Below are 13,644 nucleotides of genomic sequence, written 5' to 3' on the forward strand. Positions count from 1 at the left end.
CTCGCCCCGCTCGGCCCTGACCCGACCCGCCTCGGCCCGGCGCGGCTCGCCCCGCTCCGCCCGAACCCGCCTGGCCTCGGCCCCGCCCACCCCGCCACGTCCCGTGCTCACGGCCCCACCGCCACGAAGCGGACCCGGACCCCGGGAGCGAACAGGGCGGCCGGCTCGCGGTCGGCGTCCCACAGGACCGCGTCGGTGCTGCCGACCAGCTGCCAGCCGCCGGGCGAGGAGCGCGGATACACGCCCGCGTACTCGCCGGCGAAGCCCACCGAGCCGACCGGGACCGCGGTGCGCGGGGTGGCCCGGCGGGCCAGGTGGTAGCGCTCGGGCAGGCCGGTCAGATAGCCGAAACCGGGCGCGAAGCCGCAGAACGCCACCCGGAAGGTGATCGCCCCGACGATCTCGGGGACACGCTCGACCGGCTCCCGCCACAGTTCGGCGACCTCGGCCAGGTCGGGTCCGTCGTAGCGGACCGCGATCTCGACGTGTTCGCCCGCTTCCGGCGACAGCGGCGGGATGCGCCAGCCCGTGACGTCCGCCGCCAGGGCGGCGGGGTCGGCGAGCCCGTCGAGCAGGACGGTGCGGGCCGCCGGGACGATCTCCCGGACGGCCGGCAGCGTACCCGCCGCCCGCCGGCGCAGCAGTTCGGCGTGCAGCGCCTCGGCCCGGTCGGCCGTGTCCACCTCCAGGAGCAGTGCGTGTCGGCCCACCGGCAAGGTCCTCACGCGAACGGCTCCAGGGACACGTCGGCGGCCAGCAGCGCGCGGCGAACCCGCAGCGCCGATTCGGCCGCGCCCGGGGTGTCGCCGTGCAGACACAGCGACCGGGCCGAGACGGCGACCCGCTCTCCGGTGATGGCGACGACGGCGCCCTCACGCGCCATCGTCAACGAGCGGGCCACGATCCGGTCGCCGTCGTGAACGACGGCACCGGGTTCCGCGCGCGGCACCAGGGTGCCCCGTGCGGTGTATGCGCGGTCCGCGAACGCCTCGGGTACACAAGGCAGTTCAGCGGACTCGGCGGCTTCGAGCAGACGCGAGCCCGGCAGCCCCAGGACCGGCAACGCGCCGCCGGCCAGGACTACGCCGGCCACCACCGCGCCGGCCTGGTCGGCATCCCACACGGTGCGGTTGTACAGCGCGCCGTGCGGCTTGACATAGGACACGCGCGAACCGGCGGCGCGCGCGAACACCTCCAACGCGCCGATCTGATACGCGACTTCGGCGGCGAGTTCGGCGGCGGGCACGTCCATCGCCCGGCGCCCGAAGCCGGCCAGGTCGCGGTAGGAGACCTGCGCGCCGATCCGCACACCGCGCTCGGCGGCCAGTTCGCACACCCGGCGCATGGTGACCGGATCCCCGGCATGGAAGCCGCACGCGACGTTGGCGCTGGTGACCACCGAGAGCAGCGCCTCGTCGTCGGTCAGCCGCCACCGCCCGAAGCCCTCGCCGAGATCGGCGTTGAGGTCGATCACGACGGCGTTCGAGCCCGGGTTCGAATCCGAGCCCTCGCCCGTCGGGGCCGCGTCCGCATCGGCGTTCATGCTCATGCGCCGTCCATTCGCATCGCGGCGCAGATCATCTCGCACGCGTCGTCGAGATACCGGTCCAGCACCACCGTCGCGCCGTCGAAGTCGCCGCCCGCGAGCAGGTCCACGATCTCCCGGTTGCGCCGCAGAAACGGTTCGTGCAGCGCTCTCGCCGAGGGCATGGCCAGGAAGGCCAGGCGCAGCTCGGCGATCAGGCGGGTCATGTACTCGTCGAGCCGCGGACTGCCCGCCAGTGCCACCAGGGCCCGGTGGAAACGCAGGTCGGCGGTGCCCACCTCGGCCCAGTCGCCCAGCTCGGCCGCCGCCTCGCCGCCCGCGACCGCGGCGTGCAGGGCCGCGATCCGCTCCGGTGGCGCCGTGCAGACGGCCCGCAGGCCGGTGCCTTCGAGGGCGCGCCGGACGGCGTAGATGTCGGTCACGTCGTCGGGGTCGAGCATCCGGACGAAGACGCCCCGGTTCATCTCGTGCACCACCAGGCGATTGTCGACCAGCGTGCGGAACGCTTCGCGCAGCGTGTTGCGGGAGACGCCGAGGGCGGCGCCCAGGGCCTGTTCGGAGAGTCGGGTGCCGGGTGGCAGGGCGCCCTCGGCGATCCGATCCCGCAACACCTCCGCGACGCGCTGCGCGGTGCCGGCGCGACCGAGGAGGTCGCGGTCGGCGGCCAGACGGCCGAGTGTATCGTCGCCGGAAGTCCGGGCAAGGTCGACATCTTGGGTCATACGGTGGAGTCCCCCAGAGTGCGACGAGCGGTGCGGGAGGAGTACACCAATTTCCCGCGCCGTTCACAAGGTCTTGTGGGATTGTTCAACAATAGCCTAACCTCCTCGGCACCTCCTCGTCCCCTTGTTCGAGGACCCGAGCGTGGAAGGCTGCGCAATGATTGTGCTCCTCGGCGTCCTACTGGTGATCGTAGGGTTCGCCACCCGACGCAACCCCCTGTTGGTGGTCGGTGTCTCCGGTGTGGCCACCGGCCTGCTGGGCGACCTGTCGCCGCGTGAAGTGCTGGCCGCCTTCGGCAACGGCTTCGCGTCCAGTCGCGGCGTGACGATCTTCGCGATCACCCTGCCCGTCATCGGGCTCCTGGAACGCAACGGCCTCCAGGAACAGGCCCGCACGCTGATCGCGCGCTTCGGCAAGTTGACCACCGGCCGTTTCCTGGTGCTCTACCTGGGACTGCGCCAGATCACCGCCGCCGTGGGCCTGGTCAGCCTGGGCGGCCCGGCCCAGACGGTGCGCCCGCTCGTGGTGCCGATGGCCGAGGGCGCCGCCGAGCGCAGCCACGGCCCGCTGCCCGAGAAGACGCGCGAGAAGATCCGCTCGCACTCGGCGGGCGCGGACAACGTCGGCCTGTTCTTCGGTGAGGACTGCTTCCTGGCGGTCGGTTCCATCCTGCTGATCACGGGCTTCGTGAACACCACGTACCACCAGCACATCGAGCCGCTGCACGTGGCGCTGTGGGCGATCCCCACCGCCGTCTTCGCGTTCCTCATCCACGGCGCCCGACTGCTGCGCCTGGACCGCACGTTGGCCCGCGACCTCACCGCGGCGCCGGCCGGTGCGGGGGCCGTGCCCGCCATGGCGTCCGCCGTCGACTCCGCCGCCGAGGGGAAGCTCAAGTGATCAAGGTCGAATGGTTCTTCTGGCTGGTCGGCGCCGTCTTCCTGGTGATGGCCGCGCAGATGTTGGTGGACCGCACCAATCCCAAGCGCTTCGGCAGCGCGGCGTTCTGGGGCCTGCTCGGCGCGGGTTTCATCTACAGCACCCGGGTCGTGGAGAAGACCTCCCCGGCCGAACCGCTGGGCGTGGCCGTGCTGGTGATGGTCTGTCTGGCCGGCTTCGGCTTCACCGGCAAGGGCACCGTACCCACGACCGGTCGTGAGCAGCGGGTCGCCATCGCGTCCCGGCTCGGCAGCCGCATCTTCATCCCGGCGCTGACCATTCCGGTGGTGGCGATGGTGTGCGCGGTGTTCGTGAAGAAGTGGCACATCGGCACCGAACCGGTGTTGCAGAAGGGCAGCGAGACCATCCTCGGGCTCGGCGTCGGCGCGATCGTCGCGCTCGTCGTGGGCATGGTGGTGGTCCGGGAGAAGCGGATCAGCGTTCCCGTGCACGAGGGCCGGTCGATGCTGGAGGCGATGGGCTGGGCCCTGCTGCTGCCCCAACTGCTGGCCACGCTCGGCTCGATCTTCCAGGTGTCCGGGGTGGGCAAGCAGGTCGGCGTGATCACCTCGAAGATGCTGCCGGACGGCAAGATCTACGTCGCGGTGATCGTGTACTGCCTGGGCATGTTCCTGTTCACCATGATCATGGGCAACGCCTTCGCCGCCTTCCCGGTGATGACCGCGGCGATCGGCTGGCCGGTGCTTGTGGTCGAGGGCGGCGGCGACCCGGCCGTGGTGCTCGCGCTCGGGATGCTCGCCGGCTTCTGCGGCACGCTGTGCACTCCCATGGCGGCCAACTTCAACATCGTGCCCGCGGCGTTGCTCGGGCTCAAGGACCAATACGGGCCGATCAAGGCGCAGTTGCCGACGGCGGGTGCGCTGCTCGTGGTCAACATCGGCATCATGTCGGCCTTCGCGTTCTGACCTCGCGTTTCCTTCTCGCGTTTCGTTCTCGCGTTCCGATCGAGCGCTTCCGTCACCCGCTCCGCTCCGCTCCGCCGTTCCAGGAGGCATCACCGATGACCCGCGTACTCCTCACCGGATTCGACACCTTCGCCGGCGAGGCGAGCAACCCCTCGTGGGAGGCGGTCCGACTGGTGGCGGCGGAGCCCGGGGCGGCGGACCTGGAGGTGACGGCGGTGCGGTTGTCCTGTGTATACGGGACCGCGCTCGACGAACTGCGGTCCGCGGTGGAGCGGGTCGACCCGGACCTGGTGGTGTGCGTGGGCCAGGCCGGCGGCCGGCCGGACGTCACCGTGGAGCGGATCGCGATCAACGTCGACGACGCCCGCATCCCGGACAACGCCGGCCGGCAGCCGATCGACGTGCCCATCGTCGAGGCCGGGCCCGCCGCCTACTTCGCCGGCCTGCCGATCAAGGCGTGCGTCGCGGCGGCGCGCGCGGCGGGTGTACCGGCGTCGGTGTCCTCGACGGCGGGCACGTTCGTCTGCAACCACGTCTTCTACGGCCTGATGCACCTGATCGCCACCGAACGCCCCACCACCCGGGGCGGCTTCGTACACGTCCCCTTCGCCTCCGAACAGGTGGCCGACCGCGCCGTCGCCTCGCTCCCGCTGCCCGCCATCGCCGACGCGCTGCGAGCGATCGTGACCACCGCCGCCACCCGTACCACCGACATCACCGCCCAGGGCGGAAGCACCCACTGACGCTTCCGGACCCGAGCCGTCGCGGCGCCATCCCACACACGGGGGTGGGATGACGCCGCGACGGCTCGGGCCGGGCACGCACCCGGGTCACCCGTTCGGGTAGGCGGGAGCGGAAATGTATGACCGGTTCGTCGGGGCCGCGTGGGCGGGGAAAACCGAGAATCCCATGCTTACGGAGCGTTGCCGTTCGATACTGTTTCGGGTGTTTTCGGCATGCGCGGGGGTATCCGCCCGGCTTACCTGGAAGTCGCGAGCACGGCTGTCCCAGCGGTAGGTCGCTACCGCGTCCGCGCTCGCCGGAGGTTCCATCATGCGTTCGATCCACAGGCTTCTCGGCCCGCCGCTGCTCGGCGCGAGTCTCGCCCTGGCCGCTCCGGCGCCGGCGTACGCCGCCCCTGCCTCGTCCCAGAGCAATCCGGCGGAGTGCGCGAAGGCGGTCGCCGCCGCCGCGAAGGCGCAACTGGCGTACGACGCGGCGGTCGCCGACTACGGCAAGGACGCGGCCGCGGCCGCCGGCCGGCCCGACAAGTCCCACCAGGACCAACTCGAACGCGCCAAGAACGAAATGACCACGACCGCCTCGACCGCCGCCAAGCAGTGCCCGGATGTCAAGAGCGCCGACGGCAAGGCCGCCGACGCGAAGACCGCGGACGGCAAGGCCGCCGACACCAAGACCGCCGATGGTAAGGACGCCGACGGCAAGGGCGCGGACGCCAAGGGCGCCGACACGAAGGCCGCCGACGGCAAGGCCGAGTCGGCGCACGGCAGCACCCCCGGCCACGAGGACGCATACGCCGCGGCCCCGTCGGGCAGCATGCACACCGGCGCGGGCGGTACGTCGGACGGATCCGGTGACACCGACACCGACATCGCCCTCGGTGCGGGCATGTTCGCCGCCGGTGCGGGCCTGATCGTGCTGCACCGCCGCCGCAACACACGCAACCCCTGACCCCCAGGCACCGAGTGCCCGCGCCGCCCGATCCACATCGGCGACGCGGGCACTCGGACGGCCGCGGTCGTGAAGGGGCGCCCGGAGCAACGGCAGGCGCACGGCCCGGCGCCGGCGGATCCGGGCCCGCCGACGGCACGTCACCCACTCGCGTCACGGGCCGCTCTCCGGTCCGGGTCGACGTCGGGACCCACCTCGATCGCATCGGCGGGAGGTTTTCGTGGAGCCAGAGGCCGCGGCCGAGGAGCGTGTGGCGAAGCGGGGGATCGGACCGGTCGGGGCGGGGGTGGTGGCGATGTGTCTGGGTGTCGCGCTGCTCGTCAACGGCACCGGGACCTCGGGGCCTCCGCCGCAGCCCGGTGTCGCGGACGTGTACCCGGACGAGGCCCGACCCGCGCCGCACGATCCGCCGCCGCTCGCCCCGCTGCCCGCCGCCGCGCCGACCCGCGTGCGGATCCCGGCGATCGGCGTGGACGCCCCGCTGACCGGCCTGGACCTGGAGGGCGGCGGCAGGCTCGCGGCCCCGCCCACCAACGAGCCCAACCTCGCGGGCTGGTATCGAAAGGGCACGCGGCCCGGCGCCGCCGGCACCGCGATCGTGGCCGGGCACGTGGACACCGACCAGGGCCCGGCCGTCTTCTACCACCTCGGGGCGCTGCATCGCGGCAACACGGTCGAGGTCGATCGCGCCGACGGTGGCACCGCGGTCTTCACGATCGACGCGATCGAGGTCTACCGCGCCGAGCACTTCCCCGACCGGCGGGTCTACGGCGCCACGAAGGCGGCGGAACTCCGCCTGATCACCTGCGGCGGAGGCTTCGACCGAACCGCACAGCGCTACCTGGGCAACGTGGTCGCCTTCGCCCACCTCACCGGCCACCACACGTAACCGCCGGCAAGGCCGTGGCGCCGCCGACCGCGTGGCGACACCCCGAGGATCACCTGCGACGGCGGCCTCGACCCACAGATCTGTGCCGCAGCCGAGAGTGGCTGGTGGACGGATCCAGCCCGTCCGGTGTGTGAGGACCAGTGGGCCGCAGGCCGGTTGCCCGGCTTGCCGGCCGAGGCTGCGGACACCGGTGAACACATTCGGCTTGGCCGGCTTCCGAGGCCGCCGGGGTCGCCGGGCCGCCGCGTGGCGGATCTGCGTTCGAGGCCAATTGGACCGACCGATGCCACGGCGCCCCGACGGCGGGTGGGCTGTCGGGGCGCCGTGGTGCGAGATCGTCCGGGTGCGGAAGGTCGGTGCGCCGCCGTCGCGCAGGGGCGGGCCGGGCTCCCGGCCGGGTCGCGGATCCCGCGTGATCGGGAGGGCCGCCGGCGAGGCGGCGTACCCGTTCACACTCGACCGCAGCGGCCGAACCGAACAGGAGTCGTCGGAGAGCCTGCAACCCGGTGCCGAGGAGGTGATGCGCGACCGACCACCCCCGGCTCCGGGGGAGCCGGTCGGAGACGCGCGGCGGGGATTCCGGGCAACCGCGCGAGGCGATCTTCGGCCACGGCCTCCAGCGCACGCCGGACGGCCCGGCGGTCCGCCTCCAACACCTCGCAATCGGCGGATCCACAAGGGGAGTCGGCGGCGGCCGGCGCACCCGCCGCGTCGGGTTCGGACCCGTCGGGCCGGGGCCGGAGCTGCCGGCGGGTGACGGACGAGGCCCGGGTTCCGGCGGCTATCCTGGCCGCTCCGGCCTCCGGTCGAGCGGGCCGGGAATCGTGCTCCTGGTCGCTCGGCCGGTCTGGGGAACTCCTTGTCGTCGTTACAGTCGTCGGCGGACATCAAGTCCGAGCAGATCGCCGCGGAGATCCGCGACGCGATCCGGCTCGGCACCCTCCAGCGCGGAACGCTGTACTCCGCACGGGAGTTGGGCGAGCGGTTCGGCGCCTCCCGGACGCCGGTACGCGAGGCCCTGCTCAAACTGGCGGACCTGGGACTGGTCCGGATAGAACGCAACCGCGGCGCGCGCGTGCTCGGCCCGGACGGGCGCGGCGTGGTCGAACTGTGCAGCCTGCGCGTGTTGTTGGAGCCGCCGGCGTGCCGCAGCGCCGCAGCGGTGATGACCACCCGCGACGACGAGGAACTGGCCGCCCAACTGGCGATCATGGCCGCGCATCCCGACGCCGGTCCCGAGTACTTCGCCGCCGACGAGAAGCTGCACGACGTGATCCTGCGGGCCGGCGGAAACCGGCGACTGGCCAAGTTCGTCGGCGAGTTGCGCCAGACGCTGGCCCTGGACGGGCGGCTCAGCGTACCCAGGTACCAGTCGGTGGAGACCGCGCTCCGGGAGCACACCGACATCGTCGAGGCGCTGCGCCGGCGCGACGGGGTGGCCGCGGAGAGCGCGATGCGCAAACACGTCGTGCGCTCGGGGGAGTTGCTGGTGGCCAACACCGGCGAGGACAGCTGGGGCCTGGTCGCGGAGTGGCGCCGCTGGGTGGGAATCGCGGGGACGACGGGCGAGCGCCCGGTTTCCTGATCGGGGTATGCCGTCGGCTGGGCCCGGGGTCGGTCCGCAGGTCCGGGACCCGGTGCCGCAGTCGATCACGGTGCCGGAGTCGATCACGGTGCCGGAGTCGGCCCCGATGCCCGAGCCGGGCTCCAGCCCTTCGGTCCGCCCCCTGAGACCTTCGGTCCGTTCGACGGGCCGAGTGCGCTCAGCCGGATGCGGATGCGGATGCGGCGGATGCGGATGCCGGTCCGGACGGGGATCCGGTGCGGATCGGCACCCGCCGCGAACCGGCCCCTGGGCCCGGGGTCGGTCCGCAGGTCCGGGACCCGGTGCGGCAGTCGATCACGGTGCCGGAGTCGATCACGGTGCCGGAGTCGGCCCCGATGCCCGAGCCGGGCTCCAGCCCTTCGGTCCGCCCCCTGAGACCTTCGGTCCGTTCGACGGGCCGAGTGCGCTCAGCCGGATGCGGATGCGGATGCGGCGGATGCGGATGCCGGTCCGGACGGGGATCCGGCGCGGATCGGCACCCGCCGCGAACCGGCCCCTACCGGCGGCGGGGTCGATGCCCGGGCAAGGGACGTCGACCCCGCCGCCGTCCCCGGGTCAGTCCCCCCAGTGCGAGCTCTTGACGTCGACGAAGATCGGGTTGCTGTAGAACCAGATGTCGCGCCACGGGTCGCCGTCGTTGTTCGGGTGCTGGATCGGGCCCGCCGGGTCGACGCGCGCGCCGAACGGGCCGACGCCGTGCCGGTTGCCGTCGCTGCCCCGGAGCCGGACGTAGTACGGCTTGTTCCGGCGGGGCAGTTGCACCTTCAGGGTGTAGGTGCCGGTACGGCCGGCCACGTCGATGCGCTTGGTCACTCGGGCGTCGGGGGCCTGCCAGGCGTCGGCGTCGCGGGACTTGCCGGTGACCGTGCCGGTGATCACGTCGACGTGCGCCAGGGTCGGCACCACACCGTGATAGTTGGGCCGGCTCGCGGTGGTGACCCGGATGTAGAGCGTGGCGCCCCGGTTCGCCGACAGCGGCAACCGGCCGCCCAGGGTGACCGGTTCGCTGCGGCCGTTGTCCGCGACCATCCACACGTCGAGGCCGTCGAGCAGTTGGCCGTGGTCGACCCACACCCGCCCGGCACGCAGGCCGTTCATCACGTCGCGGTAGCCGAACCGCTCCACGCCCACGTGGGTACGGCTGAACTGCCCCGGCCAGAAGTCGCTGCCCGGCTGCGGGACACCGGTGTCCTTGGGCAGCGGCTTGGAGCCGAGGTCGTCGAAACCCTTGCCGGGCGGGTAGTCGCCGTCGGCGTAGGTGTCGAACATGGTGCGGTGGTTGTCCGAGTTCGAGGTGACCGACCACAGCCGGCCCTCGGACAGCAGCGCGTCCCACATGCCGCCGACCGTCGCGGTCATCCAGTCGAAGCCGCCGAACGTGCGGTAGCTCTCGATCGGGTAGCGCGGCCAGCTCTGCGGCGACGGCGCGTTCTGGTATTCGCCGCGCTGGAAGGTGCCCGGACCCGACTGGCCCTCGCGATACTTCACCCACGCCGGGTCGGCGTTGGCCTGCGAGCCTGGCGCGCCCTCGAAGCCGAGGAAGATCGACGGGTCGGCGTCGTGCCAGGCGCGCAGCTCGTGCGGGGAGACGATGCCGAGCCGACTGGGGTGGTTGGCCAGCACCAGGACGTCTTCGACGAAGCCCTCGCGGCGGCGCTGTCCGAGCCAGCGGATCGCCTCCACCGCCTTGGCCTCGTTGGCGGGGGTCTTGGGGTCGCCCACCGCGCCCACGTCGAACTTGTTCAGCTTGGCGTCGAAGGTCAGCTCGAACTGCCGGAGCAACTCGACCTCGTTGCGGCCCGGCGCGACCATGATGGTGGCGTGCTCGGCGGCGGGGACGTACCACTCCAGGCCCTGGAAGATCAGCACCCGCGGGTTTTCCTGGCGGGCCTTGAGGATCTCCGCGTGCTCGCGCTCCGCGCCGCCGGCGTTGGCATGGCCGAAGTTGGCGTGCTCGGTGTAGACGATCCAGTCCAGGCCGAACTGCCGCCCCTGCGCCGCCGACTGGGCGAAGCCGTACTTGGCGTCGTGGCTGTAGACGGTGTGCACGTGGTGGTCGCCCACAAGGTAGACGAACTTGGCCGGCGGGCCGTCCTGGCCCGGGCGCGAACTCGCCTGTACAGCGTCGTCGGACTCGGCCGCCGCCGCCACGCCCGCACCGGTCATACCGAGCGCCGAGGCACCCAGGAATCCGGCCCCGAACAGCCCGGCCCGACCGATCAGCCCTCGGCGCGACACCCCCTGCGCGTCGAGCCGGTCCTCGGCCACCTCCGGGTCGGCCCACTCGGGCAACTGTGGGGTGGGCCCATCGGCCGGATGCGATTGGTCCTGGGTCGCCATGTGGGTTCCTTGCGCTCGGGGGGAGAGGCGAATGCCGGGCCAGACGCTATGGGGCAAAAGTGGCGCGCGGGCGACGCGCAGACCTTGATCACATGACGGGCGGGATGATCTTTCGGGGCGCGCGCGAGCGGTGGAGCCATTCGACCACGATCAGGTTGGGCACCCAGCACAGAAAGGGAACGAACGTGTACGCACGGTCGAAGTCGCCGGTCAGCGGCACCAGCAGGATCAGCCACAGCCGCAGCGTCACCGCCGCGTAGGTGAACGCGAAGGCCCGGTGCATCCAGCGGCGATGCAGGGTCGGATCGCCGCGCCGGATCGCCCGCAACCCGAAGCCGGCACAGCTCACCCACAACACCGCGAGCATGCCGAAGCCGGCCGTGCCCACCGCGCCCGCGTGGTTCATCGGCGCGAGCACCAGGCCGGCGACCCCGCCCACGGCGATGCACAGCAGGACCAGTCGGCCGCAGATCCGGTGCAGGCGGGGCGAGCGCAGCCGTATTTGGCTGGCGAGCTGGGCGGGGGACAGCAGCAGGGCGAGGCCGGCGGCCACGATGTGCGTGTAGAAGAAGGCCTGCTGCCACTTCGGCCGGTACGCGTAGTTGCTCGCTATGTCGGCGTCGTCGCGGGCGAGGGCGACCAGGGACTCGGTCAGGTAGGGCAGTGGGGCGAACACGGCGATCGCCAGAGCGCTCAGCGCGAGCCACCAGACGCCCACGGTGCGGCGTCGGGTGGAGTCGGGTCGGCGCACGGTGGTGGTGGTCGCGGTCATGTCGGGGCGTCCTTTCGCGGCATGTCACCACGCTAGGAAGCGAAGGGGTTCGTGCTCGCCCCCCGGAACGGGGAATCCCCTCCCTCCTGCGAGGGAGATCGTTCTCCGCCGTGCGGGGGTGGACCGGGATGGGGCGGGCCGGTGCAGGATGGGGCATGCGCACTTCCGACGTTTGGCTCACGCCGGCGTTCGTGGCGGGCGCGGTCGCGGTGACCGTGCTCGCCCCCGCCGACCCGCCCTACCGGGGGCTGGACGCGGTCGGGCTGAGCCTCGCCGTCGGGTCCACGCTGTGTCTGTTCCCGCGCCGGGTCGCGCCGATGTGGGTGGTGGTCGCCACGTCGCTGCTCGTGGTGGTCAACGCGGCGGCCGGCTATGCCACCACGGTGACCCAGTGGCCGGTGTGGATCTCGCTGTTCACCCTGTTCTCGTTGCGCGGGACCACCGCCCGCGTGACGGGGGTGGCGGTGATGCTCGTCGCGGTCGGCGGCTACTTCGCGGTCGACCGGGCGCCGATCGGGCCCACCGACGTGTTCAACGTGACGGTGTGCTTCCTGGTCGCGATGGTCGCGGGCGACGCCGCGCGCAGCCGGCGCGCCGCCGCGGTCGCCGAGCACGCCCGGGTCCGGGCCGAGGAGCGTACCGAGCTGGCCCGCGAACTGCACGACTCGATCGGGCACGCGGTGAACGTGATGGTGATGCAGGCCGGGGTCGGGCGCCGGGTGTTCGCCGACGACCCGACCTTCGCCCGAGAGGCCCTGGGCAACATCGAGAGCGTCGGCCGCGACGCGCTGGGGGAGTTGGACCGGCTGGTCCGGGTGATGCACGCCGACCGGCCGACCACCGACCTGTCCGCGCTGGTCGACCGGGTCCGCGCCGCGGGCCGCGAACTGCGGCTGACCACGGAGGAGATACAGGTGGGCGCCACGGTCGCGCAGGCGCTGCATCGGATCGTCCAGGAGGCGCTGACCAACGCCCTGCGGCACACCGACAGCGGCCGGATCGACGTCGAACTGGCCCAGGTCGACGACACCGTGGTGCTCGAAGTGGTCAACGAGGGCCGCCAGTTGCGGGTGGGCCGACCCGGGCGAGGGCTGGTCAACATGCGCGAGCGGGCCCGGTCGGTCGGCGGCGAGGTGGAGGCCGGCCCGGTGCCGGCGGGCTTTCGGGTACGGGCGACGCTGCCGGCGCAGGTGCGTTCGTGATCCGGGTGCTGCTGGCCGACGACGACGCGCTGGTCCGGAGCGGATTGAAGGCGCTGCTGCGGGCCGAGCCCGGAATCACCGTGGTGGGGGAGGCGGCCGACGGCGCCGAGGCGGTGCGGGCCGCGCTGGAACATCGGCCCGACGTGGTGGTGATGGACATCCGGATGCCGGTCCACGACGGCGTCTCCGCCACCCGGGACCTGATGGCGGTGCCGGATCGGCCGCGCGTCCTGGTGCTCACCACGTTCGACCTGGACGAGGTGGTCGACGACGCGATCGCGGCCGGCGCCGACGGCTTCCTGCTCAAGCGGGCCACGCCCGAGGAACTGATCGCCGGGATCCACGCGGTCGCGTCCGGCGACGCGGTGGTCTCCCCGGCGGTCGCCCGCCGCCTCTTCGCGTCGCACGCCGCGCGAATCGGCCCCGACCACATGCGCGCGGGCCGCCTCACCGACCGCGAGGCCGACGTACTGCGCGCGATGGCCCGGGGCCTGTCCAACACCGAAATCGCCCGCACGCTGCACCTGTCGGTGGAAACAGTCAAAACCCACGTCAAACACATCCTGGCCAAACTAGACGTCCGCGACCGCACCCAAGCCGTCGTCTGGTCCTACCGCACAGGCTTCGCCTACCGAAGCGACCCCCCGACGAGGGACTGAACGAACACGAGCGGTGGGAACGGGTGCGGGGTCTTGCCTTGCCTTGGCCTGCCCTGGCCTGCCTTGCCGTGCACGGCACGCTTTGGCTGTAGACCGGGTCGGGTACTTCGGAATTGGTCAGGGCAGGCGGGTTGGTTGGCGGGGAGGGTGGCCGAGTCGAGTTCGTCTTCGTCGGGCTGCGTTCCCGAATGGGTCGGGCGTCATCGACGGGCGTCGCGCCTCGGGTTGCGGGTGGCTGGTGCGGGGTTGGTCGGAGTCGGTGGTGGGCGCTACCGGCACGGGCTCCGAGGCTGGGGGCTTGCGGCGAGGCGGGTGTGTTGCTCACTGAAAAGCGGCCTGCAGCGGCAGGC

Annotated in this window: 13 protein-coding genes; 8 read left to right on the top strand and 5 right to left on the bottom strand. The window is 72.4% G+C overall.

Annotation, left to right across the window (positions count from 1 at the left end; genetic code table 11):
• Window positions 1–107 precede the first annotated feature (107 nt).
• The 3 genes from EMA17_RS13000 to EMA17_RS13010 are packed head-to-tail and all read right to left on the bottom strand — an operon-like array spanning window position 108 to window position 2,268.
• On the bottom strand, window positions 108–725 hold the full coding sequence (locus tag EMA17_RS13000; RefSeq protein WP_126637084.1) for a 5-oxoprolinase subunit B family protein: 618 nt from the start codon (window positions 723–725) through the stop codon (window positions 108–110).
• The gene (locus EMA17_RS13005; RefSeq protein ID WP_371862996.1) at window positions 722–1,543 is read right to left on the bottom strand and encodes a LamB/YcsF family protein; all 822 of its coding nucleotides are present in this window, start codon (window positions 1,541–1,543) and stop codon (window positions 722–724) included. The genes EMA17_RS13000 and EMA17_RS13005 overlap by 4 nt, the downstream gene beginning before the upstream one ends.
• A gap of 2 nt (window positions 1,544–1,545) precedes the next feature.
• A complete protein-coding gene (locus EMA17_RS13010) occupies window positions 1,546–2,268 on the bottom strand; it encodes a GntR family transcriptional regulator (protein ID WP_126637085.1) in 723 nt (240 codons plus the stop codon).
• 157 nt (window positions 2,269–2,425) lie between these two features.
• On the opposite strand from EMA17_RS13010, the gene EMA17_RS13015 reads away from it, so the two are divergent.
• From EMA17_RS13015 to EMA17_RS13040, 6 genes are all read left to right on the top strand, one after another.
• Window positions 2,426–3,169, top strand: a complete 744-nt coding sequence (locus EMA17_RS13015; RefSeq protein ID WP_126637086.1) for a DUF969 domain-containing protein — start codon at window positions 2,426–2,428, stop codon at window positions 3,167–3,169.
• Complete coding sequence (locus EMA17_RS13020) at window positions 3,166–4,134, top strand: DUF979 domain-containing protein (protein WP_126637087.1); 969 nt, start codon at window positions 3,166–3,168, stop codon at window positions 4,132–4,134. The genes EMA17_RS13015 and EMA17_RS13020 overlap by 4 nt, the downstream gene beginning before the upstream one ends.
• A 95-nt stretch (window positions 4,135–4,229) precedes the next feature.
• Window positions 4,230–4,877 carry a pyroglutamyl-peptidase I gene (gene pcp, locus EMA17_RS13025; protein ID WP_126637088.1) on the top strand — a complete coding sequence of 216 codons (648 nt, stop codon included), beginning with the start codon at window positions 4,230–4,232 and terminating at the stop codon, window positions 4,875–4,877.
• A 310-nt stretch (window positions 4,878–5,187) separates the two neighbouring features.
• Complete coding sequence (locus EMA17_RS13030; protein WP_126637089.1) at window positions 5,188–5,826, top strand: GVDTG sorting domain-containing protein; 639 nt, start codon at window positions 5,188–5,190, stop codon at window positions 5,824–5,826.
• 295 nt (window positions 5,827–6,121) lie between these two features.
• A complete protein-coding gene (locus EMA17_RS13035; RefSeq protein WP_126637215.1) occupies window positions 6,122–6,715 on the top strand; it encodes a class F sortase in 594 nt (197 codons plus the stop codon).
• An 859-nt stretch (window positions 6,716–7,574) separates the two neighbouring features.
• Window positions 7,575–8,300, top strand: coding sequence for a GntR family transcriptional regulator (locus tag EMA17_RS13040; protein WP_218042774.1), 726 nt, complete (start codon window positions 7,575–7,577; stop codon window positions 8,298–8,300).
• Between the two features lie 576 nt (window positions 8,301–8,876).
• Here EMA17_RS13040 and EMA17_RS13045 read toward each other — a convergent pair.
• Complete coding sequence (locus EMA17_RS13045) at window positions 8,877–10,661, bottom strand: PHP domain-containing protein (RefSeq protein WP_126637090.1); 1,785 nt, start codon at window positions 10,659–10,661, stop codon at window positions 8,877–8,879.
• An 88-nt stretch (window positions 10,662–10,749) separates the two neighbouring features.
• Complete coding sequence (locus tag EMA17_RS13050; RefSeq protein WP_126637091.1) at window positions 10,750–11,433, bottom strand: DUF2306 domain-containing protein; 684 nt, start codon at window positions 11,431–11,433, stop codon at window positions 10,750–10,752.
• 155 nt (window positions 11,434–11,588) lie between these two features.
• Here EMA17_RS13050 and EMA17_RS53280 point away from each other — a divergent pair, with 155 nt between their 5' ends.
• Together EMA17_RS53280 and EMA17_RS53285 are read left to right on the top strand one after the other, a co-directional pair.
• The gene (locus EMA17_RS53280) at window positions 11,589–12,635 is read left to right on the top strand and encodes a sensor histidine kinase (protein ID WP_126637092.1); all 1,047 of its coding nucleotides are present in this window, start codon (window positions 11,589–11,591) and stop codon (window positions 12,633–12,635) included.
• Complete coding sequence (locus EMA17_RS53285; RefSeq protein ID WP_126637093.1) at window positions 12,632–13,294, top strand: response regulator; 663 nt, start codon at window positions 12,632–12,634, stop codon at window positions 13,292–13,294. The genes EMA17_RS53280 and EMA17_RS53285 overlap by 4 nt, the downstream gene beginning before the upstream one ends.
• Window positions 13,295–13,644: the final 350 nt, after the last annotated feature.

The organism is Embleya hyalina, from assembly GCF_003967355.1.
Classification (GTDB): Bacteria; Actinomycetota; Actinomycetes; order Streptomycetales; family Streptomycetaceae; genus Embleya; species Embleya hyalina.